This is a genomic window from Bacteroides sp. A1C1 (genome assembly GCF_004328515.1).
In the GTDB taxonomy this organism is placed as follows: domain Bacteria; phylum Bacteroidota; class Bacteroidia; order Bacteroidales; family Bacteroidaceae; genus Bacteroides; species Bacteroides uniformis.
Genome location: NZ_CP036491.1, coordinates 4,209,401 through 4,232,589, shown reverse-complemented (window position 1 = coordinate 4,232,589; position 23,189 = coordinate 4,209,401). Strand labels below are relative to the sequence as shown.

General features: G+C 50.9%; 21 protein-coding genes. 14 read left to right on the top strand and 7 right to left on the bottom strand.

Features of this window, described 5'->3' with window-relative positions; all coding sequences use genetic code 11:
* The first annotated feature begins 7 nt into the window (after window positions 1-7).
* The 12 genes from EYA81_RS17725 (at window position 8) to EYA81_RS17670 (ending at window position 14,202) form a co-directional block, all read left to right on the top strand.
* The gene (locus tag EYA81_RS17725) at window positions 8-565 is read left to right on the top strand and encodes a hypothetical protein (RefSeq protein WP_117599535.1); all 558 of its coding nucleotides are present in this window, start codon (window positions 8-10) and stop codon (window positions 563-565) included.
* A 33-nt stretch (window positions 566-598) separates the two neighbouring features.
* Complete coding sequence (locus tag EYA81_RS17720; protein ID WP_117588807.1) at window positions 599-1,204, top strand: MotA/TolQ/ExbB proton channel family protein; 606 nt, start codon at window positions 599-601, stop codon at window positions 1,202-1,204.
* Between the two features lie 21 nt (window positions 1,205-1,225).
* Complete coding sequence (locus tag EYA81_RS17715) at window positions 1,226-1,558, top strand: DUF2149 domain-containing protein (RefSeq protein WP_005836672.1); 333 nt, start codon at window positions 1,226-1,228, stop codon at window positions 1,556-1,558.
* Window positions 1,559-1,673: 115 nt separating this feature from the next.
* Window positions 1,674-3,743: a TonB-dependent siderophore receptor gene (locus EYA81_RS17710; protein WP_207389417.1), complete on the top strand. Its 2,070-nt coding sequence runs from the start codon at window positions 1,674-1,676 to the stop codon at window positions 3,741-3,743.
* A gap of 34 nt (window positions 3,744-3,777) precedes the next feature.
* Window positions 3,778-4,602, top strand: coding sequence for a sirohydrochlorin cobaltochelatase (locus EYA81_RS17705; protein ID WP_131226235.1), 825 nt, complete (start codon window positions 3,778-3,780; stop codon window positions 4,600-4,602).
* A gap of 209 nt (window positions 4,603-4,811) precedes the next feature.
* Window positions 4,812-5,711: an AraC family transcriptional regulator gene (locus EYA81_RS17700; protein WP_005836667.1), complete on the top strand. Its 900-nt coding sequence runs from the start codon at window positions 4,812-4,814 to the stop codon at window positions 5,709-5,711.
* A 99-nt stretch (window positions 5,712-5,810) separates the two neighbouring features.
* Window positions 5,811-7,220: a precorrin-3B C(17)-methyltransferase gene (gene cobJ, locus EYA81_RS17695; RefSeq protein ID WP_119979458.1), complete on the top strand. Its 1,410-nt coding sequence runs from the start codon at window positions 5,811-5,813 to the stop codon at window positions 7,218-7,220.
* 99 nt (window positions 7,221-7,319) lie between these two features.
* Window positions 7,320-8,585, top strand: coding sequence for a precorrin-6y C5,15-methyltransferase (decarboxylating) subunit CbiE (cbiE, locus tag EYA81_RS17690; RefSeq protein ID WP_131226233.1), 1,266 nt, complete (start codon window positions 7,320-7,322; stop codon window positions 8,583-8,585).
* 11 nt (window positions 8,586-8,596) lie between these two features.
* A complete protein-coding gene (gene cobM, locus EYA81_RS17685) occupies window positions 8,597-10,450 on the top strand; it encodes a precorrin-4 C(11)-methyltransferase (RefSeq protein ID WP_009038551.1) in 1,854 nt (617 codons plus the stop codon).
* A 32-nt stretch (window positions 10,451-10,482) separates the two neighbouring features.
* The gene (gene cbiD, locus EYA81_RS17680) at window positions 10,483-12,378 is read left to right on the top strand and encodes a cobalt-precorrin-5B (C(1))-methyltransferase CbiD (protein WP_057281165.1); all 1,896 of its coding nucleotides are present in this window, start codon (window positions 10,483-10,485) and stop codon (window positions 12,376-12,378) included.
* On the top strand, window positions 12,375-13,049 hold the full coding sequence (locus tag EYA81_RS17675; RefSeq protein ID WP_131226232.1) for an outer membrane beta-barrel protein: 675 nt from the start codon (window positions 12,375-12,377) through the stop codon (window positions 13,047-13,049). Before cbiD ends, EYA81_RS17675 begins: the two co-directional genes overlap by 4 nt.
* A gap of 67 nt (window positions 13,050-13,116) precedes the next feature.
* Window positions 13,117-14,202, top strand: a complete 1,086-nt coding sequence (locus tag EYA81_RS17670; protein ID WP_005829400.1) for a linear amide C-N hydrolase — start codon at window positions 13,117-13,119, stop codon at window positions 14,200-14,202.
* A 13-nt stretch (window positions 14,203-14,215) separates the two neighbouring features.
* On the opposite strand, the gene EYA81_RS17665 is transcribed toward EYA81_RS17670, so the two are convergent.
* The 7 genes from EYA81_RS17665 to EYA81_RS17635 form a co-directional block, all read right to left on the bottom strand.
* A complete protein-coding gene (locus EYA81_RS17665; protein WP_005829402.1) occupies window positions 14,216-15,595 on the bottom strand; it encodes an MATE family efflux transporter in 1,380 nt (459 codons plus the stop codon).
* Window positions 15,592-16,611 carry an ABC transporter ATP-binding protein gene (locus tag EYA81_RS17660; RefSeq protein ID WP_009038555.1) on the bottom strand — a complete coding sequence of 340 codons (1,020 nt, stop codon included), beginning with the start codon at window positions 16,609-16,611 and terminating at the stop codon, window positions 15,592-15,594. Before EYA81_RS17660 ends, EYA81_RS17665 begins: the two co-directional genes overlap by 4 nt.
* Window positions 16,604-17,641, bottom strand: coding sequence for an iron ABC transporter permease (locus tag EYA81_RS17655; RefSeq protein WP_034529853.1), 1,038 nt, complete (start codon window positions 17,639-17,641; stop codon window positions 16,604-16,606). Before EYA81_RS17655 ends, EYA81_RS17660 begins: the two co-directional genes overlap by 8 nt.
* Window positions 17,641-18,810, bottom strand: a complete 1,170-nt coding sequence (locus EYA81_RS17650; RefSeq protein WP_117964386.1) for an ABC transporter substrate-binding protein — start codon at window positions 18,808-18,810, stop codon at window positions 17,641-17,643. The genes EYA81_RS17655 and EYA81_RS17650 overlap by 1 nt, the downstream gene beginning before the upstream one ends.
* 102 nt (window positions 18,811-18,912) lie before the next feature.
* Window positions 18,913-20,268 carry an FAD-dependent oxidoreductase gene (locus tag EYA81_RS17645; protein ID WP_131226229.1) on the bottom strand — a complete coding sequence of 452 codons (1,356 nt, stop codon included), beginning with the start codon at window positions 20,266-20,268 and terminating at the stop codon, window positions 18,913-18,915.
* Window positions 20,269-20,272: 4 nt separating this feature from the next.
* Window positions 20,273-20,863 carry a DUF417 family protein gene (locus EYA81_RS17640; protein ID WP_044468336.1) on the bottom strand — a complete coding sequence of 197 codons (591 nt, stop codon included), beginning with the start codon at window positions 20,861-20,863 and terminating at the stop codon, window positions 20,273-20,275.
* 90 nt (window positions 20,864-20,953) lie between these two features.
* Window positions 20,954-21,811 (bottom strand): helix-turn-helix domain-containing protein, encoded by an 858-nt coding sequence (locus EYA81_RS17635; RefSeq protein WP_005836651.1) that lies wholly within the window; start codon window positions 21,809-21,811, stop codon window positions 20,954-20,956.
* Window positions 21,812-21,933: 122 nt separating this feature from the next.
* Between EYA81_RS17635 and EYA81_RS17630 the strand changes: the two genes are divergently transcribed.
* Both EYA81_RS17630 and EYA81_RS17625 read left to right on the top strand, forming a co-directional pair.
* Entirely contained in the window at window positions 21,934-22,641 is a 708-nt protein-coding gene (locus EYA81_RS17630; RefSeq protein ID WP_181980942.1) for a precorrin-2 C(20)-methyltransferase, read from the top strand.
* A 91-nt stretch (window positions 22,642-22,732) separates the two neighbouring features.
* Window positions 22,733-23,128, top strand: a complete 396-nt coding sequence (locus EYA81_RS17625) for a DUF1573 domain-containing protein (RefSeq protein ID WP_131226227.1) — start codon at window positions 22,733-22,735, stop codon at window positions 23,126-23,128.
* Window positions 23,129-23,189: the final 61 nt, after the last annotated feature.

Sequence of the window (23,189 nt, the reverse complement as noted above, 5' to 3'; positions counted from 1 at the left end):
GAGTATTATGGAATACGTCATTCATCTGTTAGCCCTATTCATCGCCCTCAATTTTCTATTGAAGGTGGGGTTCTATCCCCGCTGGGGAATGTGGACGGTTGCCGCAGGCTGTGCCTTTTTTGCGTGGCTGGTGACTCCGTGGATGACGGAACAGTCCAAGACCGTGGTGGCATCTTTTTTTGCTTCCCGCCCGCAGATGTTGAACTTGTCGGTATGTGTCACCCTGGAAGCTGCCGTAATGATAGCTTTCTGTTTCGACTGTTTCGCAGAAATGCGTACCCGCAACACGGCCTTCAAACAAGCGGTCACCCTCTTGCTGAAGCTATACCCCGGCATACTGATAGGCGGAGTAATCTGCTACGTCCTGGCGCTACTGCTTTTCTCTTTTCCCGGTCTTGATTTCGGCAGTCTCTCATGGATAGCAGCCGGTGTTACTTTCCTTGCAGTCGGTGCCGGTAGCCGTTTGCTGCGATATGCTATCGGTGACAAGCCGCTGCGCTTGGAAGTATTGTTCATTGTCAATATTTTCATTGTTATATTGAGCATCATTGCCACGGGCTATTGAAACGAATTAAAGAATTAAAAACTAAAAAGATATATGGAAACAATCTCAAACACACTGTTCTGGATTTCGAACGGGCTGCTGGTTCCCGTCATAGTCCTGCTGCTGCTACTCTTTCTACGTGCCATTCTCCTTGCGGGAGGTTTCTTCGGGGAGTTCTATCAACGGATGAAATTACAGAAGCAATTCGCTGAAACACTGGAGAACATCACCCCAGAGAATATAGACGGACTGCTGCAGCAACTCCCGTCGGCAGGTAACTCCCCTCTCCTCCGCAGCTTGTCCAAACTGTCCGCACACCGGGACGACGACGCCTACTGCGAACACCTGCTTGCCAATTATGAAGTGGAAGCCGAGAAGGAGTTGGGACGTTCGCGTACTTTCATCAAGCTGGGTCCTATGTTGGGACTGATGGGTACCCTCATCCCGATGGGTCCCGCACTGGTAGGTTTGGCACAAGGAGACATCTCCTCCATGGCCTACAATATGCAGGTGGCTTTTGCCACTACAGTGGTAGGACTGGTCATTGCTGCTGTCGGCATCATCACCCTGCAAGTGAAACAACGCTGGTATGCCCGCGAAATGAACGACTTGGAATATCTGTACAAAGTGATAAGCCGCCAAACGGCCGAAAAGGAATAACGGACTAACGATACGAAAACAATGAAGAGTAAGAGAAACAGATTACTGCACAGCGATTCGGACTCCGACCCCATGGGTACGGTAGCCAATCTTTTTGACGTAGCAATGGTCTTTGCCGTAGCCTTGATGGTGGCTCTCGTCTCCCGCTTCAATATGACGGAGATGTTTTCCAAAGAAGACTTCACCATGGTGAAGAATCCCGGAAAGGAAAATATGGAAATCATTACCAAAGAAGGGCAGGAAATCAAGAAATACACTCCCAGCGAAGACCCAAAGACCTCCGGTAAAAGAGGAAAGAAAGTGGGAGTTGCCTATCAGCTTGAAAATGGAGAGATTATCTATGTGCCGGAATAAGGGAATACAGTACCTATTAATAGCTATTTGGCCATCGCAGTATAACAACTATTAAGTATTTCACCCTCCGATAATGGTATGTACCTTTGCAGCGTTATATAAAATAAAACAATATATGATAAAGAAAAGACTTCTCACAGTTCTCCTTATGGGAGGAATCATCGCCACCGGTGCCTATGCACAAGCAGAAAAAGGTGACAGCGACGATATGACCAAGAAAACTCACGAGTTGAACCCGGTCGTAGTAACGGGTACGGGTACACATCAGCGACTGAAGAACACTCCGTCTCCGGTATCGGTTATCACTGCCAACGAGATAAAGCGTGCCGGTATCACCGACTTCCAGCAGGCCTTGACCATGATGGTACCCTCGCTCTCCTTCCGTCCGAACGCAATGGGGTCCTATCTGATGATGAACGGACTCTCCAACAAGCACGTGCTGATATTGGTCAACGGACGCAAGGTCACGGGAGACATTACCGGTAACATCGACCTCAACCAAATAGACATGACCCGCGTCAAACGCATCGAGGTACTGAACGGAGCCGCTTCTTCCCTTTATGGTTCGGATGCCATCGGCGGTGTAATCAATATCATTACCAACGAGCCTAAAGATGTGGTAGCCTTCAGCAGCAATAGCAGCTATACGAGAAAGAATCAATTCTCCCAAGGCTTGAATCTGGACATCGCCCAAGGAAAAATAGGGTCCTACACTTCCTATAAATACGACCACTCCGACGGTTGGCAAAACAGCCATCTGACAGAAGATGGAGAAGACATCATCGAAACGATTGCCCCGCTCTCCCTGGGCTACAGCTCGAATAACTTTTCGCAGAAGTTTACCTATGATGCTACGGACCAGCTTTCCTTCTATGCCAACGGTGGATACTATAACCGCGGACTCGAACGTCCGGTAGAACGCGAGGATATCACCGGCGGAAGCAAGTACAACACTACCTACGAAGGTTACAACTGGGGGGCAGGCGCCAAATACAAACTGAGTAAACGCAACGTTATCCAGTTCGACTATTCAGGAAACAATTACGCATCACGCTACAAATACCTGATAGAAAACAGCGGATACCTGCCCGGACAGTATGCGCTTACCAAGCTTCAGAAATTCCATGATGCCGAGTTGAAAGGTATCTTCGGTTTTACAACCAACAGCACTACGGTGTTCGGTGTAGACTATCGCCGTGAAGTACTCCGCCGTCCCGACTCCGATTTGGACAAAAGTGTCTATACGACATCAGCCTACGGCCAGCATGAAGTGAAGCTATGGAACCATCTGACCGGTGTTGTGGGTGTACGCTACGACCATCACGAACAGACGGGCGGACGCTTCACCCCCAAAGTGGCAGCCATGTACAACATAGGCAACTTCAATGTACGTGCCACCTATGCTGCCGGATTCCGCGCTCCGGGAATTGACGAGCTCTACTACCACATGTTCAAGAAGACAATGGGTACACGAGCCACCATCTCATTGGGTGACGAGAACCTCGACCCCGAACGCAGCAACTATTACTCCATCAACATGGAATACCGCACCAACCGTTTCAGTGCTTCCGTCACCGGCTATCTGAACTATGTAAAGAACATGGTAACTTCCAAATCCACTAAATTCGATGACCTACCGGAAGCAGAGCAGAACCAGTTGCGTGAAGAGTTCCCCGAAATCGGTGACCTTTCATCCACGAAAAACCTAAGTGTCAAGAACTACTTCAATTTCGAGAAAGCTACCGTCAAAGGCTTTGAAGTGAACTTGAACGGCAATCTGTTCCCGGGCTTCACCCTGGCCGGAAACTATACCTACGCCTATGGACGCGGTCTGAACGAAGGAGGCGAATGGCAAAACATCGAACGCAGCATACGCCATACAGCCACCATCACCGGAAACTATACACACAGCTGGAGCGACTATACCTTGAACCTCAACTTGAACGGTCGTCTGCAAAGCAAAGTCTATTATCCGGGTGACGCGGACGGCAATGCTCCGGGCTACGGCATCTGGAACCTCAATACCCGCCATACCTTCGACGGCTTCCGCAACTTTGTCATCGAACCGGGCATCGGCATAGACAATATCTTCAACAAGAAGGACAACCGCCCGCTGAACAAGAACTTCGCCTTGTATTCCCCGGGACGTTCGGTAGTAGTCAGCCTGGCACTCAGACTAAAATAATTTCTCCATAACGCTTTTAGAAACAACAACAATTATGAAACATTTTTTCATCACTCTCTATTTACTCGGCATCAGCCTCTTCTCCTCCGCACAACAAGAGGAGAAGGCGGCTCTGCTCATCACCCATTATGGCAGTTCGGACCCTCAGACACGTGCCTTGACGCTCGACGTCGTGACCCGTGAGGCACAAGAAGCCTTTCCGCAGTTTACAGTGCGCGAAGCATACATCTCGCCGATTGTACGAAAAAGACTTGCCAAGGAGGGTGTGTACAAAGACAGCCCTACGAATGCACTGCTGAAACTTCGCGCCGAAGGCTACCAGACCATCTACGTCCAGAGCACCACCTTGATAGAAGGCAGTGAGATGACCTCCGTCCGCAGGGATGCAGACAAGCTCCGTCCCTTCTTCAAGGAGATAAAAGTGGGAAATCCCCTGCTCTACTCCGTCGAAGACTGCGAGAAGGTAATCGGTATACTGACCGCCGAACAGCCGGAAAAGAAAGAAGACATTGTCTATGTGGGGCACGGCAACCAGCTACCCAGCACGGCTACTTACGCCATGCTCGACTTCATGATGAAAGCCCATGGACTGAAGAACTTCCACGTCAGCACCATTGAAGGATATCCTACCCTGGACGCAACCCTGCTGCAACTGAAAGAGACACGCCCCAAGAGCGTGACATTGGTTCCGTTGCTGTTGGTATGCGGCAACCATACCAAGGAAGATATTGCCGGCGTGTGGAAGACGGAACTTGAAAAGCAAGGCTATCAAGTGAATGTACGCATGCAGGGACTGGGCGAAAACAAAGCCATCCGCCAGCTCTATATGGAACACATCAAAGCCATGCTAAAAGATTGATAACCAGCAAGCGTAAAAGGGCTACACCTTTTACATACCAAGGCTACACCCTTTGCTCCGGATGGCTACACCATTCCGGACAAAGGGTGTAGCTCTTTTCAATGTACACAGATTACGGACATTTGTAACCATATTACGGATTCCTCCTCCTGCAATATGGAACTTTCCGGATTATTCTCTACATTTGTACAAAACTAACAGGAACGTTTATGGAAGAAGTAATCAAGCTCAATGCTGTAGACCAATACAACAAGATGTTCGGTCTCGAAACCCTGCATCCGCTGGTCAGCGTAGTCGATTTGTCCGAAGCCACCGGATATCCCAGGCATTTCACCTTGAACTATGGCGTATACGCCCTTTTCCTCAAAAACACCAAATGCGGAGACATACGCTATGGAAAACAGTATTACGATTACCAGGAAGGCACGGTAACCAGCTTCGCCCCGGGCCAGGTGACCGAGGTCAACATGCTGGAAGGTATGCAGCCCAGCGCCTCCGGCCTGCTGTTCCACCCCGACTTGATAAAAGGCACCTCGCTGGGACAGGGAATAAAGCAGTATTCCTTCTTTTCCTATTCCTCTACCGAGGCACTGCATTTGTCCGAAGACGAGAAAGAAATCTTCCTCGACTGTCTGAAGAAGATTAAGATGGAAATCCAACGCCCCATCGACAAGCACAGCAAGGGTCTGATTGCACGCAACATCGAACTGCTGCTGGACTACTGCATGCGTTTCTACGAACGCCAGTTCATCACCCGCTCGGCAGCCAACAAAGATATCCTGATGAAATTCGAAGCACTGATAGACGACTATTTCCAGAGCGACAAACCGCAGACCGAAGGACTGCCTTCCGTGAAATACTTCGCAGACAAAGTGTTCCTCTCCTCCAACTATTTCGGAGATTTGGTGAAGAAGGAAACCGGAAAGACAGCGCAGGAATATATCCAGAACAAAATCATCGACCTGGCCAAAGAAATGATTATAGGAAGCGGGAAGACAGTCAGCCAGATTGCCTATGAGCTGGGATACCAGTATTCGCAGCACTTCAACCGCGTGTTCAAGAAGAACGTAGGCTATACTCCGAGCGAATACCGGCACTTACAGGTTTAGACAATAAGGATTCACCACAGATTACGCGGATTAACACAGAGTTTTTTCGGTTTCATCAAATATAAGTTCTATCTTTGTATGCCAATAGAACATATGGATATGAAACACCCCAAAATAATTGTTGCCGGCATCGGACCGGGCAATGAATCGGATATAACTCCCGCCGTAATTTCCGCTTTGCAAGAATCAGATGTAGTGGTGGGATATAAGTATTATTTCCAATTTGTAATCCCTTATCTCCACCCCTCAACAGCATGTATAGATACCGGCATGAAGCGTGAGCGCGCCCGTGCCGAGCAGGCTTTCGAGCTGGCAGAGCAGGGAAAGACGGTCTGCGTCATCAGTTCCGGGGATGCGGGCATTTATGGTATGACGCCGCTTGTCTACGAGATGAAGCGGGAAAGGAACAGCGACGTGGAAATCATTTCGCTGCCGGGCATCAGCGCTTTCCAAAAGGCAGCCTCACTGCTGGGAGCTCCCGTAGGACATGACTTCTGTGTCATCTCCCTTTCAGACCTGATGACTCCCTGGGAGCGTATTGAAAGGCGTATCATCGCAGCCGCTGCCGCCGACTTCGTGACGGCAGTCTACAACCCCAAAAGTGAAGGACGCTACTGGCAGCTTTACCGCTTGAAAGAACTCTTTCTGCAGGAAGGACGCTCACCGGAAACGCCCGTGGGATATGTACGCCAGGCAGGACGCCCGGAACAAGCGGTACACATCACCACGCTGGGAGATTTCAATCCCGAAGAGGTGGATATGTTTACAGTCGTATTGATAGGCAACTCACAGTCCTACGAATGGAACGGAGCCTTCATCACTCCGCGCGGCTATTACCGGGACACGAATACCGAAGCCACGGGCATCGGGCAAGACATCATGATTCGTAGTTTCCGTACCATCGAAAAGGAACTGAAGAACAAGCATATTCCCCTCGACCATAAATGGGCTTTACTCCATGCCATACATACCACCGCCGATTTTGAAATGGAGCATCTGCTGCATACGGACGAAGGTGCCGTGGCTTCCTTGTATCAAGCCATCGAGAAAGGCGGAATCAAGACGATTGTCACAGACGTCACGATGGCAGCCAGCGGTATCCGCAAAGGAGCTTTGCAGCGGCTGGGCATAGAGGTGAAATGTTACCTCGGCGACCCGCACACGGCGACGATGGCTGCAGAGAAAGGCATCACCCGTACCCAGGCAGGCATCCGCCTGGCTGTGGAGGAGCATCCCGATGCTTTCTTTGTATTCGGCAATGCACCTACGGCACTTATGGAACTCTGCGACCTGATACGTAAGGGCAAGGCACATCCGGCGGGCATTGTTGCCGCACCGGTAGGCTTTGTGCATGTGCAAGAGTCCAAACACATGGTGAAACCCTTTACGGAAATACCCAAGATTATCGTAGAAGGACGTAAGGGAGGCAGCAACTTGGCTGCCACGCTGGTGAACTCCGTGTTGTGCTACAACGATGCGGAGCAGTTGCGCCCGGGCAGGGATGTGTAAGTGAAAAGAGACATTCCATAACATTACTTGTTACGACCGATAACATTACTTGTTATGCCCCTTTACATTACTTGATATTTTCATAAGATTACCCGTTGAATGAAACACAGATTTATAATCATAGGAATGGATGACAACCGTTCCCCCTTCTTTCCACCGGAAGCACTGGCGCAGATACGGAAGGGGAAGGTTTTCTCCGGTGGCATACGGCATAAGGAGATTGTCGGTCCTCTGCTGCCTGCCGGGGCCGAATGGATTTCCATCACCGTACCGCTGGACCGCGTCTTTTCCCGTTATGAAAAAATATTTGCCCGCTTCGAAGAGACGGCGACGGACGACTCCATCATTGTATTCGCTTCCGGCGACCCGTTGTTCTTCGGTTTTGCCAATACCATAAAGCGCAAGCTTCCCGGGGCAGACATTCTGCTCTATCCCGCTTTCAATTCCTTGCAGACATTGGCACACCGCCTCGTCATGCCGTATGACGACATGCGCACCGTCTCCCTGACAGGACGCCCCTGGCAGGAGTTCGACCGTGCCCTCATAGAGCGTGCCCCCAAAATAGGCATCCTCACCGACCGCGAACATACCCCGGCCACCATTGCCGCCCGCATGCTGGAATACGGGTACTCCCACTACACACTATACATCGGCGAGCATCTCGGCAATCCCGAAAAGGAACGCATACGCCGGATGACACCCCAGGAAGCGGTTTCCGGTGACTTCGAACATCCCAACTGCCTGCTGCTGGACAGCCATCCCGGACAATGCCGCACAAACTCCCTGCACGGTAGCGAAGCCCCAGACTTTCCAGTCCGTCCCTTCGGCATCCCCGATGAAGAGTTTGCACATCTTGACGGACGCGCCCGCATGATAACCAAGGCTCCCATCCGCCTGCTCACCCTGCAGGCATTGGAACTGAACCGCCGCCGCGTCTTCTGGGACATCGGTTTCTGTACCGGTTCCGTCTCCATCGAAGCCCGCCTGCAATTTCCTCATCTCGCCGTCATCTCCTTCGAGATACGCCCCGAAGGAAAAGAGCTGATGGACACCAACTCCCGCCGCTTCGGCGCACCGGGCATTACGGCGGTAACCGGAGATTTCCTGCACACCGACCTCACTCCCTTTGCCCGCCCCGATGCCGTCTTCATCGGTGGACACGGCGGACATCTGGAGGAAATGATAGGGAAAGTGAAACAAGTGCTGCACCCCGAAGGCTGCATCGTCTTCAACTCCGTATCGGCAGAAAGCAAGGAGGCGTTCCTCCGAGGAATCGAGCGGAACGGAATGGTGCTCCACCCTTCCACCCATATCGCCTTGAACGAATATAACCCCATTGAAATTATGAAAGCCACGCTTTCTTAAACATACCCATTATGAAAACAGCTATTATTCTAATCTCCGAAGCCGGTTTGAGCATAGCCCAATCACTACTCAACGAACTTCCCGACTCCGAAATCTTCACCCTCAGGCACGAAGAGGGATGCACACATATAGAATCCGCCGGCAAATTCACAGCGGAAAACTTCAACCGCTATGATGCCTTTGTCTTCATTGGCGCCATGGGAATCTGTGTCCGCACCATCGCTCCTTGCGTGAAGAACAAATATACCGACCCTGCCGTGGTTTGCGTGGACAGTACCGGTAAATTTGCCATCTCCGTACTTTCCGGACACATCGGAGGAGCCAACGAACTGACCCACCAGGTAGCGAATATCCTCGGGGCCGAACCGGTAGTCACCACGCAAAGCGACTGCACCGGTCTATGGGGACTCGATACCCTGCCCCAACGTTTCGGGTGGTTTCCGGTCATCAACGCCGAGCCCTCCACCCTCCTGTTGGCAGAACTTGCCAAGACGCCCGAAGAGAAAAAAAGAGTATGCATGAACGAGCATATCAGCCTCTTCGTTTCTGGCAAGCCCACCGCCCTGCTGCTCACGGTGCGCAATGAAGGCACGGACTGGATGGAGGCGCACCTGCCGCCTCATGTAGAAGTATTCTACCGGGTGCAGGACATTAAACCTTCACGCTTCAAACTGATTCTGTGCGTATCTCCCCAAGTCCCCAACTTCCCGGAAATGCCTATGATATGCTACGTGCCCTGTGTCGTACACCTCGGCATCGGCCTTGCCCGGCTGGCAGGTCCCGTGCGGAAAGTGGAGAAAGAGATTATGAACACGCTGAAGGAATACGGCATCATGCCCCAAAGCATCGCCTCCATCTCCACGATTAAAGCCAAAAGTGACGAACCGGTAGTGAAAGCGCTCCAAAAGAAGTTCCCGGTCTACTTCTATACAGCCGAGGAACTGGCAGAGATAGAGGTGCCCCATCCCAGCAAAACCGTCATGAAGCACATGGGTACCCCCAGCGTCAGCGAAGCCGCCGCCTTACTGAGTGCAAACAACTCCCGGCTGCTGGTGCCCAAGAAGAAAGGAGAGAACTATACCGTGGCCGCCGCCCTTGACATAAGAACTGTGCGCCAGGGCCACATCGAAATAGTGGGTGCCGGCCCGGGCGACCCGGACCTGGTTTCCGTACGCGGACGCCAAATGCTGGAACGCGCCGACCTCATTCTGTATGCCGGCAGTCTCGTTCCCAGGGAGCTGACTCTCTGTGCCAAGGCCGGGGCTACCGTACTCAGCTCCGCTTCCATGGATTTGGAAGAACAATTTGAAGTGATGAAGAAGTTCTATGACAAGGGAAAATTCATCGTACGCCTGCATACGGGTGACCCTTGTATCTATGGTGCCATTCAGGAACAAATGAACTACTTTGACCAGCACGGTATGAGCTACCACATCACCCCCGGCATATCCTCCTTCCAGGCGGCGGCAGCTGCCTTGAAGTCGCAGTTCACCATTCCGGAAAAAGTGCAAAGCATCATCCTAACACGCGGCGAAGGACGTACGCCCATGCCCGAACGCGAAAAGCTACATCTCATGGCACGTTCACAAAGTACCATGTGCATCTTCCTCAGTGCAAGCATTGCGAAGCAGGTGCAGGAAGAACTGTTGCAGGAATATCCGGAAACTACCCCCGTAGCTGTCTGCTACCACTTGACATGGAAAGACGAACAAATATTCAGGGGGGAACTCAAAGACCTTGCCAGAATAGTGAAGGAAAATAACCTCACCTTGACAACCATGATTGTCGTAGGCGAAGCCATCGGCAACCGTGAAGGTCTGTCACGGCTCTATGCACACGAGTTCAAGCATCTGTACCGGAAATAAATCAACGATTAATCACCCATAAACATTCAAACATGATATTAATATTTGGCGGAACCACCGAAGGACGCATAGCCATCCAAACCCTTGAAGAAGCCGGAAAAACTTTCTACTATTCTACCAAAGGGGATGAGCAGGACGTACTTCTGCATAATGGCATCCGCCTGCAAGGCGCGATGGATGCAATAGAAATAGAAACATTCTGTGCACAGCATCACATAAAGCTGCTGATAGACGCCGCGCACCCCTTTGCCACACAGCTGCATGAGACTCTGGAACAAGTCTCCGTGGAATCGAATATCCCCGTCATCCGTTTCGAGCGTATCTTCCCGAAACGCGATGAAGAACACATCACCTGGTGCAGGGATTATGACGATGCCATCGAGAAGATACAGAAAGAAAAGATTTTCATCTTACTTGCACTGACCGGCGTACAGACCATAGGTAAGCTGAAGCCTTTGTGGCAGAATGCCTGCTGTTACTTCCGCATCCTCGACCGTGACAGCTCGCGCAAGCTCGCCCGGGAACAAGGTTTCTCCGAGAAGAACCTCTACTACTACACGCCCGGAGAAGACGAGCAAGTCCTGATGAAACAGCTTCATCCCGAAGCCATCCTCCTCAAAGAAAGCGGGATATCGGGCGGATTCTGCGAAAAGGTGGAAGCTGCCCGGCAACTGGGTATACGCATCTTTGCCATCTGCCGCCCCAAGACATCCGACAAGTTTATCTGTGTAAACGGCGAGCATGGCCTGCGCCGCATAATCGAGAAACATTTACCCGACTTCTTCCCCCTGCGCAGCGGACTGACCACCGGAACATGTGCCGCCGCTGCCGCCGTAGCCGCCACCTGGGATGTATTCAATATCTACTTCAAAAAGCGTCCTACGGAATTTCCGGTAGTTCTTCCCAACGGAGAAACCATCCAGGTTCCCGTAGAGCCTCAGCGCCATATTCCCCACTCCGACCTTCTGGAAAACGGTGACGGCATGTTCGAGACAAGCGCTACCGTCATCAAGGATGCCGGCGACGACCCGGACATCACCAACGGAATGAAAGTTGTGGCCAATATAGCCATACCTTTCCGCATAGACGACCCGCTGCCGGAAGACACTCCCCAGGACGACTACAACATCATCGTCTGCGGCGGCGAAGGCGTAGGTGTCGTCACCATGCCCGGTCTGGGACTTGAGCTCGGTAGCTCTGCCATCAACGACACCCCGCGCGAAATGATAAAGAAGAACGTCAAGCTATGGCTTGAACGCCTCCATATTGCCAAACAGCCCAATCCTATTCTCATTACCATCTCCATCCCCGGTGGAGAAGAAATAGCCAAACGCACCTTCAATCCCCGCCTCGGTATCGAAGGAGGCATTTCCATTATCGGGACCTCCGGCATCGTGAAGCCATTCTCCTCGGAAGCCTTCATCAATTCCATCCGGAAGTCCATGGAAGTGGCAAAGGCAACCCGGAACCCTCGTATCGTCATCAGCTCCGGCGCAAAGAGCGAACGTTTCATCAAGGCGTATTATCCCGACCTCCCCACCCAGGCTTTCGTGCATTACGGCAACTTTATCGGCGAAACCTTGAAAATAGCAGCCGAAGAGCAAGTACCGCACGTCACCCTCGGCGTGATGATGGGAAAGGCCGTGAAACTGGCCGAAGGCAATCTGGATACCCACAGCAAGAAAGTGACCATGAATAAGGAATTCATTCAAGACCTGGCACGCCAGACGGGATGCAGCGAAGAAACACTTGCCGCCATCGGACAGATGAACCTGGCGCGCGAACTCTGGGACATCATTCCCGAAGAGCTGCTGGAAAAGTTTGGCAAGGCACTGATTGAGCTCTGTCACCGGCACTGTGCCCCCTTACTGCCCAATGGCGAACTAACAGTATTACTCATAACCGAAAACGGAAAAATTTACTCATGAAGAAGAAGATAATCACTACCGTCTGTATGGCAATGACCGTACTGACCGGTCTGGCACAAAGCCCGCTGTCCTTTCATGCAAAAGCTGGAATCGGTACCTCCCATTTTCATGGAAAACACTCCAGTAGTGACACCCAAATAGCTTACAAAGCTGGTGTCGGTGCAGAATATGTCCTCAACAAGACCTGGGTGCTGCAATCCGCATTGGAGTTTGTGTCCATCGGCGGTAAAGACGAGATAAGCCACATCGGCAAGGCCAAAATGCATGAACTGTATCTGCAAATCCCCCTCATGATAGCGGCCCGCCTCCATCTGGGCAGGGATTATCATGCCTCGCTGAGCGTCGGCCCTTATGCGGCCATAGGCGTGGCAGGCAAGACCTCCGGCGAGACCTACGATTATAGCAGCAGCAGTATGCAGGGAGGATACCAGTTCAAGATAGACACTTTCGGCAGTATGGTAGACGGGAAAATGGGTAACAACCGTTTCGATGCAGGTATTGCCCTGGGACTTACTTTTGAATACAGAAGATTCATCATCGGTGCAGAGACACAAGTGGGACTGGTAAAAGTCAATGAGCAGATAAACCAGATGATAGGTCATTCGGAAGAAGGAGGATATTTTCCCAAGAACTTCGCCGCATTCTTTACGCTGGGGTACCGGTTCTGGTAAGGGAACATTTTGCCATACAGAGTTGTTTAGTATACAAACAGATACTCAACAATATAAACTGAATAATATGGCAAAAAGAATTCCTATCCTGCTGGCAGCAATGACAGCCCTCACCTTCGCCCCTCAAACAGCAGAGGCATGTACCGGTATCACCCTGACGGCCAAAGACAATGCGCACGTCGTAGCCCGCACCATCGAATGGGGAGGCAGTGAGCTGAACAGCCAGTACGTCATCGTACCGCGCGGTTATTCGCAACAATCACTGACACCCGGAGGCAGTCTGTCCGGCATGGAGTTCACCTCACGCTATGGCTACGTAGGCCTGGCAGTGGAGCAAAAGGAGTTCGTGGCCGAAGGTCTGAATGAAGCCGGGCTCTCCGCCGGGCTGTTCTACTTTCCCGGATATGGCAAATATGAGGAGTACGACCCCACACGAAAAGCGTCGAGCATAGCCGATTTACAATTGGTATCATGGCTGTTGGGAAGCTTTTCTACTGTGGACGAGGTAAAGGAGGCTATTGAAAATGTGACGGTCATAGCCATTGACCCACGCGCCTCCACCGTACATTGGCGGATTGCAGACAAGACCGGCCGCCAACTGGTATTGGAGTTCATCGACGGACAGCCCCGTTTCTATGAAAACAAACTGGGAGTATTGACAAACTCCCCCGGCTTTGACTGGCAGATGACCAACTTAAACAATTATGTGAACCTCTACCCGGGCAGTGCCGAAAGCAAATCGCTGGGCAATGTGACTATAGCCCCTTTCGGTTCGGGAAGCGGCTTTTTGGGAATTCCGGGAGATGTGACTCCCCCTTCCCGCTTTATCCGTGCCGCTTTCTACCAGACTTCTACACCACCACAGAATACCGCACAGGAAACCGTTCTCCAATGTTTTCAGATACTGAATAACTTTGATATACCCGTAGGCATCGAGTTTCCCCTCGGCCAGGTTCCTGCCAATATTCCAAGTGCCACCCAATGGACATCGGCCACAGATATGACAAACGGTATCATCTACTATCGCACCATGTACAACAGTACAATCAGAAGCATTGATTTGAGACAGATAGACTTCGGGCGCATCGAGTACCATGCAGCTCCCCTCGATAAAGTGAAGCGGCAACCGATAGCTCCCGTGAAAATTGAATAGGGACGCAGAAACTTCAAGATTGCCGCTGTTGCAGTTGTTCCGCCTCCTTCCTCTTCATCTCCGCCAGCACCCCGCAGGTCAATGGAATGGCGAGGAAGAAGGTCAGCATGTCCGACGCCGCCTGGCACATCTCCACCCCTTTCAGTCCTAAGAAATAAGGAAGAATGAAGATGAGGGGGATGAAGAACAGCCCTTGACGGGCAGAGGAAAGTATCGTAGCGCGTACGGGCTTGCGGATAGTCTGCAGCATCATGTTGCTGACCACAATCCATGCACCCAACGGATAGGTGATGAACTGCCAGCGCAATGCTGCCGCACCGGTAGCTACAACAGCAGGGTCTCCCTTGCGGAAGATGGAGACAATCTCCTCGGCATATCCCATACCTGCCACCGCACAAACCAGCAAAAAGAAAAAGCCTACCTTCACACAGAACCAGAATCCTTGGCGCACTCTGGCATACAGCCCGGCACCATAATTGAATCCGCATACCGGTTGGAAGCCTTGCCCGAAACCAATTAGGAAAGCATTGATAAACATAGAGATACGCGTCACAATGGACATCCCTGCAATAGCTGCGTCACCATATGCACCGGCCGCCACGTTCAGCAAAATGGTTGCCACGCTTGCCAGTCCCTGCCGGGTGAGTGACGGAGTTCCACCCCCAATAATTTCCTTGATGAAAGCCAGTGTAGGCGTAAAGTTTCTGTAACGTATACGTATATTTCCTCCTCTGCGCCCCATATATAGCAAAAGGATGAAACTACATATCTGGCTGACTACTGTGGCAAGTGCGGCACCGGATATGCCCATATCGCATACAAAAATCAGGATAGGGTCGAGCACCACGTTGATGACCGCCCCACTCACAATCCCCACCATGGCATACGCCGCATTACCTTGAAAACGTATTTGGTTATTCAGCACCAATGAGGCGGTCATAAAAGGAGTACCCAGCAGAATGATTCCCAAATAGCGCTCCGTATACGGAAGAATAGTAGGCGTCGACCCCAAAGCAAGGGAAAGCGGTGTAAGGAACAGCAATCCCAGCACAGCCAGAGCCGCTCCGATAAACAAGGCAAAAAAGAAGCCGGTGGATGCCATCTTCTCGGCACTCTCCGTTTCCTGCGCCCCCAACTTACGGGAGATGTAGTTCCCCGAACCATGACCGAAGAAGAATCCCACAGCCTGGATAATGGACATCACAGAAAACACGATACCTACGGCAGCCGTAGACTGGGTATTTATTTTACCCACAAAATAGGTATCTGCCATGTTGTAGAAGGACGTCACCAGCATGCTGATGATGGTCGGCACAGCCAATGACGTAATCAGCCGGGGGACCGGAGTCGTCGTTAAGTGGACATAATTATCCTTTGCAGAATGGTGCATCATAGGGAATGGAATGACAAGACTATTTGCAGCAATTTCTCAATGGAGTACACTGTTACCGGCTCCTTGCCCGGTCGATGGAATACGAAGCTGCCGTCTCCCTTCAAATCTCCGGTTTCGATATAAATCTCCGATTCAACATTCCGGTTTGCCAGAATCCCGTTTCTCTGGAGTGCCTTGCGCACCATGGCATACTTCTGCCCGTGGCCCGCCAAGCGTATCTGGGAGGTATATTCATTGGCTACCCTGAACAGTCCCGTTTCCAAATCAAAGGCAATACCCTTACGGGCAAAGAAGTTGCTCAGGCTGCCGTTCAACGAAAGGTCCTCGGGCGTACCGATAGTTACGCCGTTCACCTTGTCCATCAGCCATATTTTGTCCGCTATCTGCAGGGCCAGTTCCAGGTCGTGAGTAGAAAGGAAAATCGTCTTGTCCGTTTGCCGGCTGAGCTGGTGAAGCAGTTGCATCATCTCTACTTTACTGGGAAAATCAAGGAAAGCTGTCGGTTCATCCAGATAGATGACGGGAGTTTCCTGGGCGAGCGCCTTGGCTATCATCACCTTCTGCCGTTCACCGTCACTCAGCGTATGCACCATGCGGTGTGCCAGATGGGGAATGCCTACCAGGGCGATGGATTTGTCCACCACAATCTTGTCCTCTTTCGAAAGGGTTCCCCAGAAACCGGTGTAGGGGCTACGCCCCAGACCTATCAGTTCTACGACGGACATATTGCGTATATCGCACTTCTCCGTCAGCACCACGCTGATGACGCGCGAAAGCTGCTTGTCGGTATAGTCCCCTATCTCTTTTCCTTCAATAAATATGTTTCCTCCAAGTTTCGGCTGGAAGGCGGACAGCGTACGGAGCAACGTGGACTTCCCCACTCCATTGGCTCCCAACAGGCAAGTCAGCTCACCACTGTTAATTCCGGCGCAAATGCCGTCTGCCACCACTTTCACATCCCCCTTACCGGGGTAACCGATGGAAAGATTCTCTATATGTATGGTTTCCTTATTCATTCAATTCTCCTTTCCGTTTTCTAAAAAGTACAGAAGCCACTACCGGCGCACCTACCAGTGCCGTCACCGAGTTGACCGGCAAAGCTCCCTCGAAGCCGGGCATACGGGCTATCAGATTGCAGACCAATGCCAGGGAAGCGCCTACCAGCAATGTGGCAGGCATCAGTACCCGATGGTCCGAAGAGTGGAAGATGGCACGGCACAGATGGGGAACCGCCAATCCGATAAACATAATCGGACCGCAATAGGCCGTTACAATAGCCACCAGCACGCCGGAGCATGAGATAACCAGCAGGCGTGCCCGCTTGATGTTCAGTCCCAGATTGCGTGCATAGCCATCGCCCAGCAGCAACAGATTCATCGTCTTTATCAGCAGGAAGGACAACGGAAGCAGCACAGCCATGATGCAGACAAACAGCACCATCTGGTCGCCCGAAACACGGGCAAAGCTACCCAATCCCCAAATGACATATGCACGTATATCTTCCTCCACACTGAAATATTTCAATACGCCGATGACGGCACTTGCCACATAGCCTATCATCACACCGATTATCAGCAGCGTCACGTTGCCCTTCACCTTCTGGGAGACATAGACAATGAGCGCCATCACAGCCAGCGCACCGATAATGGCGGCAACCGACAAGGCAACCTCGCCCATATACCCCAAACGGCTCAATGCCACACCGCCCATCGCCCCGGACAGTAATACCACACAAGCCACACCCAGGCTGGCACCTGAACTGATGCCCAATACCGAAGGCCCTGCCAGCGGATTGCGGAACACCGTCTGCATCTGCAGACCGCTGACTGACAGCCCTGCTCCCGCCACCAATGCCGTCAACGCTTGGGGCACGCGGGACTTCCAGATAATATTCTGCCAAATAACGGATTCATCCGTATTTCCCCACAATATGTTCCACACGGAGCGCAGAGGAATGTGAACCGACCCCAAAAGCAGGTTCAGCAGGAAAAAAAGAAAGATAGATGCCAGTGTCAGCAACATCAACGGAAGTACGGGTCTTTTTATCATTTCAGCAGTTCGTAGTAAGTCGGTTTATAGTCAGGCAACAAATCGGGATGGAAAGCATGTATCAAGTCTTCCAATACAATTTCGGGCTGCATGGGCATACTTTCGTAGAAGGGTTTCTCACGCATGTTGCAGTATACCACTCCCTTCTCACGAAACGCACGGAAGTCGGCATAACGCGGGTCGAGGGACTTCAAGGCATCATACGTGAATGTCCCGTCATAGCTGTTGACAATGCGCCAATAGTCGGCACTCTCCGCCTGGCTATATACGGTTTCAAAATCCAGCGTGACACCTCCCGAACGGGGATCGTCTTTCAAGAAATAATCCGCACCGGCATCACGGAACAGTTCGGCAAGAAAGCTCTTTCCTCCCACTGCATACCAGTTGCCACCCCGTATCTCGCCGCTGAATACCATCGGACGCTTCTTCACGTTGGCAGCCAGCTCCTTCAATTCGTTATAGCGCTTCTCTATCGCAGCAAACTTTTCATTCGCCTCCACTTCCTGGCCTATAAACATGCCGATGAATTTTATCCATTCAGCCTGCCCCAACGGGGTCATCTCCTTATATCCCAAATGGGGAACCAGTGGAATACCGATTTCCCGCATGGCATCATATCCGCCCCGCTTGAAAGGAGAGATAAAGATAACATCCGGATTCATGCTCATTATCACTTCATTATCAAAGTTCCCTTCGATACCAATCTTCACGGTCTCGCCGGACTTCAAACGTTCGTTCATCTCCTTGTTGAAGAGATGGCGCGTACTGGTGATGCCCACCACATAATCGCAGGCATCCAGACGGATGAAGTTGGAAAGTTGCAGGGATGTCATGCACATAACGTGCTCTACCGGCGTTTCAATCACCGTATAGTCGCTCGGTATACCGACAGGCTTTATGCCTTTCGGTACCAGTGCGTAATGGAAGGTGTTGCCGTTTTCTTTCTGAGGGTCGTGTATATCCACCAGGCGGACATGGTGCGGCAAGTACTTCACCGTATAGCCTTTGGCATAAAGCGGTACAATGGTAGCTGCCGTGTCTGTCATAACCGGAGAATAGCCCGTTTCGGAAGAAGATTCGGTAGTAGTCTGTCTTGATTTTAAGCCGCAAGAGGTTACGCATAAAATGCACAGCAGTGCAATGCCTATGGCAGATATCCGGGTCATGACTATTGGGGTTTATAGAATTCGGGCACAATATTCGTCATTTTTGGGGAGATACGCAAATGCTCTTCCTGCAAATTGACGGATATTGTGCCTAAATAATCTTTAAAAGCCCATCAAGTCATTCAGTGCTTCACTCATGCTGGGATGTGTAAAGACAAAATCACGGAGGAAGGTATATTCCTGCCCGGTCTTCATAGCCATTGCCACCAGGTTGATGACCTCGCTCGATTCCGGACCAAACAGCGTACATCCCACTATCTTGTCCGTATCGGCGTCCACCACCACCTTGAAGAGTCCGTTCGTATCGCCCAAAGTCCTGGCACGCGGAATGGCGGCTACCGGCAGCTTGTTGACCTTTATATTCAATCCCTTCTTGCGTGCTTCCGCTTCGCTCAGCCCGATGCGTGAAAGCGGCGGGTCGATGAATACCGAATAGCTCACCGGGTCACGGTCGGACACCTTGCGTTCTCCTGCCCCGAAAAGGTCTTCGCGCAGGATGCGGTAATCATCCAAAGAAATGTAGGTAAACTGCAAACCGCCCTTTACATCACCGATAGCATGTATCTTGGGGTTGGTAGTCTGCAAATAGTCGTCCACCACAATGGCACCGCGCTCATTCACCTCTACACCTGCCGCCGCCAGATTCAAGCCAGCCGTATTCGGACGCCGGCCGGTAGCCAGCAGGATGGCATCTGCGTGTAACTGATGTTCCTCTCCCGTGACCGCATCCCGGTAAATGACGTCAGAGTCTTTCACGGACTGCACGCGTGCATTCAGCCTGAAAACGATTCCTTTCTGTTCCAATACCTCCCGGACACTGTCCGCAATGTCCCGGTCCTCCCGGGATATCAGTTCGGAAGAGCCCTCGAGCACCGTGACTTGCGAACCGAATGAAACATACATGGAAGCAAATTCTAGTCCGATGTATCCCCCACCTACAATGACGAGCTGTGCCGGCAGCTCAGTCAGTTCCATAATGGAGGTGCTGGTATATACCCGTGGGGTACCTTGTATCCCCTCTATCGGTGGAATGACGGTTTCGGCACCCGTATTGATGAATATCCGGGGAGCTTGCAATTGTAATGTCCCTTCCACCATCCCAACTTCCACCACATCCGGACCTGCAAAGGAGCCGATACCCGTATAGACCGTTATATGAGGATTGTCGGCCAGATTGTGATAATTCTTCTGACGCAGGAAAGAGACGACCTCTTCCTTCCTTGCAATGGACTGACGATAGTATGCCTTCTTGACCTCCCAAGAAGCGTCTTTGTCCGCATGCTTTGCCGCATGCACCAATGTTTTTGTGGGAATGCAACCGATATTGATACATGTCCCTCCATACATCTTTTCCGAACGCTCCACTACGGCAACGTCCAGCTTCCGTTTTGCCAACTCGGCAGCCAATGTCTTTCCGCCTTTGCCGAATCCGATGATAATGGCATCATACTGTTTCATACGTCTATTTCCTTAATTGGTTCAATACTCTTTTTGCACTGTCAGACAGTACGACAATGGCACCGGCAAGAATGGCCGTATCCTTGATGACCAAGCGCCCTGCCCCCGTCAGCAACGGAAAGCCGTGCTCCCCGCTTCCCAAGTCGGGCACCCACACCTCAGGGGTTGTCACCAGGAAAGAGAGGGTACCCATCGTCATGACAATGGCAAGTGCGGCTCCCGCCAGTCCGATTTTCGGAGAGAATATCCCCAGAAATGTCAGGATGCCGATGGCCATAATCAGAATGCCCAGACCGTGGGAGAAACCATACGTATTGTTCTCCACGTGCCACTGATGTTTCGCCTCATTGAACTCGCCCTCTTTCAGCTTATACTCCTTGTACTCCGGGGCACTCTTTGTATAAAAGAAGCTCATGAACGGGCTGTTCGCCACAAAAGGGACAATCCCTTCAGCCTCATAATTCCAGAATTTCAACCCACCAATCCATACGAAAATAACCAGGATGGCTACACGAATCAAATTAACACCCAACTTTTGAGTGGAAGCGGCCAGCGTCAACGCAGCCATAAACAAGTTTTGCAATTTCGTTTTCATCTTTGTTCTACTTTTTAAATGGTTTCAGTAATATGACTTGATTTTTGTTTTTGCAAAGTTCCTTGTTTTCCACCACGTACGAAATGGCAATTATTCCGCAACAGTTGGCAATTCTTCCCGTTTCACTCTTTTCCGGTAGTCCGAGACACTCTCGCCGGTCATTTTCTTGAAAAAACGGCTGAACGCGGACAAGTCTTCGAAGCCCAGAATGGAGCTGATTTCCTTAGCGCTTTTGTGGGTATACAGCAGCAATCTCATGGCTTCTGCCTCAATGCGGTCATGAATCACCCGTAAAGGGGAAGGCAACCCGCAGGTCGAGAACAGATTGGAAAGTGTCTTGGGAGAACGGCAAAGAATATCAGCATAATCCTGCACTTGCTTCTTCTCCTTGAAATGCCGGTCCACTAATACGTAATACTGCCGAATGATGTCAAACGTCTTTTCCTTCTCCTGCCCCACCCCAAAACGCTGGCGCGCAATGCGTGTGCAGGTAATGATGAAACGTTTCAAGACAATCCGCAGCATCTCCTCCTGCAGGTTGTCATGGATGACCGATTCCTGCCGGAAAATGCGGACTATGTCATGCAAGTTGGAAGACTGCCCGGCAGAAAGTGCCAGTTTCATCACCTTGGAGGAGCCATAAAAAAGGAATCCATTGCAAGAGACCTCGTTGTCATGTCCATAGATGCAATAAAAATTGCTGTTGAATACAAACGTCAGGTATTCACCGTCCACCTCTTTTACCTCCAGGTGATGCAACGGGGTCAAGGTCACGATTTCATCCTTTTCCAGGCGCATGGGGATATGGTCTATTTCCAGAGTCAGCGTACCGCTCTGTACCCAAATGAATTTATACAGAGTCTTGTCACGTTGCAGCGACGCACGCTCATGGTAGCTGGAAGTCATGGCTATGTTGCCATTCAAACGGGTGTTCAGTTGATAATCCATAAAGACAGATTGTTTTAGTAAAAAACAAAGATAGCGATTATCTTGCTTGCTACTGATTATTTCCCCACTTTTGTAGCCGTTTTGCTGTTCTTTAATTTTTAACCTTTAATGTCTTCATGCAAATGTTCCCCGTCATATTTGTATCTCTCGGTCCCGGCGAACCGGAGCTGATTACCGTAAAAGGCTTGAAAGCCCTGCAGACAGCCGACTGCATCTTCTGTCCCGAGACACTGGCCAAAGATGGAAACAGAGTTTCACGCGCAGCCGACATCCTATTGCAACTTGACATTCCGGAAAACACGGTGCGCCGCTTTCCACTCCCCATGAGCAAACAGCGCGAAAAAGCCCTGAGCGCCTACGACGAGGTCTATATGGAGAGCTCCACCCTCCGGCAACAAGGAAAGAAAGTCTGCATCGTTGCCGAAGGAGATGCCGGATTCTACTCTTCCATACACTATGTATATGACAAACTGCAGGCAGACGGCATCCCCGTGAAGCACATCCCCGGTATCCCCGCCTTCATTGCCGCCGGCGCACTGGGCGGGCTCCATGTAGCCAGCCAGGAAGAGCGGCTGACGGTGATACCCGGTATCGCCACCACAGAAGAGATAGAAAGACTGACAAGCGAAAACAGTGCGGTTGTCATCATGAAGCTGTCCAGATGCACCGATGAGATTCACCGCTGCATCCGCCTGCATCCCGAATACCGGTATCACTATTTTGAGAATGTAGGCACTCCGGAAGAGAAGTATATCAATGACAGCAAGCGGATAGCGGCCATCCGTTTCCCTTATTTTTCCTTGCTTATCATTCGCCCAAAGGCCTTTTGAGCCCGATTTAATACAATTTCGCACACCATAGGCATTATTTTAATGAAAATGGGTTACCTTTGCGCCGTTGAAATATAAAAAAGATAAGAACATGAAGAAAGTCGTTTTTTATATGATGATGCTGGTTATGAGCATCGGTTATGCCTATGCACAAGGAAAGGCAGACATCAAATTCGAACAGACCACCCACAACTTCGGCACATTCTCCGAAAACAGTCCGATGGTCAGCTACACCTTTAAGTTTACGAACGTAGGCGATGCTCCGCTTGTCATCCATCAAGCTGTAGCTTCCTGCGGATGTACCGTTCCCGAATATTCACAAGAACCGATAGCACCGGGAAAGACTGGAACAGTGAAAGTAACTTATAATGGAACCGGAAGATACCCCGGACACTTCAAGAAATCCATTACCCTGCGCACCAATGCCAAAACGGAAATCATGCGATTATTTATCGAAGGGGACATGACCGCTAAAGATGCCAAATAAGCATTTTACCATACAGAATTAAGGAGATTTTTTTAAATCTCCTTTTTTTTTGCTTTCTTTG

What these genes read in the sequence shown, in the direction of transcription:
- EYA81_RS17670 (WP_005829400.1), top strand. Translation starts at nt 13,117, where the DNA reads ATGGCAAAAAGAATTCCTATCCTGCTGGCAGCAATGACAGCCCTCACC.
- EYA81_RS17700 (WP_005836667.1), top strand. Translation starts at nt 4,812, where the DNA reads ATGGAAGAAGTAATCAAGCTCAATGCTGTAGACCAATACAACAAGATG.
- EYA81_RS17645 (WP_131226229.1), bottom strand. Translation starts at nt 20,268, where the DNA reads ATGAAACAGTATGATGCCATTATCATCGGATTCGGCAAAGGCGGAAAG.
- EYA81_RS17640 (WP_044468336.1), bottom strand. Translation starts at nt 20,863, where the DNA reads ATGAAAACGAAATTGCAAAACTTGTTTATGGCTGCGTTGACGCTGGCC.
- EYA81_RS17650 (WP_117964386.1), bottom strand. Translation starts at nt 18,810, where the DNA reads ATGACCCGGATATCTGCCATAGGCATTGCACTGCTGTGCATTTTATGC.
- EYA81_RS17630 (WP_181980942.1), top strand. Translation starts at nt 21,934, where the DNA reads ATGTTCCCCGTCATATTTGTATCTCTCGGTCCCGGCGAACCGGAGCTG.
- EYA81_RS17705 (WP_131226235.1), top strand. Translation starts at nt 3,778, where the DNA reads ATGAAACATTTTTTCATCACTCTCTATTTACTCGGCATCAGCCTCTTC.
- EYA81_RS17710 (WP_207389417.1), top strand. Translation starts at nt 1,674, where the DNA reads ATGATAAAGAAAAGACTTCTCACAGTTCTCCTTATGGGAGGAATCATC.
- cobJ (WP_119979458.1), top strand. Translation starts at nt 5,811, where the DNA reads ATGAAACACCCCAAAATAATTGTTGCCGGCATCGGACCGGGCAATGAA.
- cobM (WP_009038551.1), top strand. Translation starts at nt 8,597, where the DNA reads ATGAAAACAGCTATTATTCTAATCTCCGAAGCCGGTTTGAGCATAGCC.
- EYA81_RS17720 (WP_117588807.1), top strand. Translation starts at nt 599, where the DNA reads ATGGAAACAATCTCAAACACACTGTTCTGGATTTCGAACGGGCTGCTG.
- EYA81_RS17665 (WP_005829402.1), bottom strand. Translation starts at nt 15,595, where the DNA reads ATGATGCACCATTCTGCAAAGGATAATTATGTCCACTTAACGACGACT.
- EYA81_RS17660 (WP_009038555.1), bottom strand. Translation starts at nt 16,611, where the DNA reads ATGAATAAGGAAACCATACATATAGAGAATCTTTCCATCGGTTACCCC.
- EYA81_RS17635 (WP_005836651.1), bottom strand. Translation starts at nt 21,811, where the DNA reads ATGGATTATCAACTGAACACCCGTTTGAATGGCAACATAGCCATGACT.
- EYA81_RS17725 (WP_117599535.1), top strand. Translation starts at nt 8, where the DNA reads ATGGAATACGTCATTCATCTGTTAGCCCTATTCATCGCCCTCAATTTT.
- cbiE (WP_131226233.1), top strand. Translation starts at nt 7,320, where the DNA reads ATGAAACACAGATTTATAATCATAGGAATGGATGACAACCGTTCCCCC.
- EYA81_RS17675 (WP_131226232.1), top strand. Translation starts at nt 12,375, where the DNA reads ATGAAGAAGAAGATAATCACTACCGTCTGTATGGCAATGACCGTACTG.
- EYA81_RS17715 (WP_005836672.1), top strand. Translation starts at nt 1,226, where the DNA reads ATGAAGAGTAAGAGAAACAGATTACTGCACAGCGATTCGGACTCCGAC.
- cbiD (WP_057281165.1), top strand. Translation starts at nt 10,483, where the DNA reads ATGATATTAATATTTGGCGGAACCACCGAAGGACGCATAGCCATCCAA.
- EYA81_RS17625 (WP_131226227.1), top strand. Translation starts at nt 22,733, where the DNA reads ATGAAGAAAGTCGTTTTTTATATGATGATGCTGGTTATGAGCATCGGT.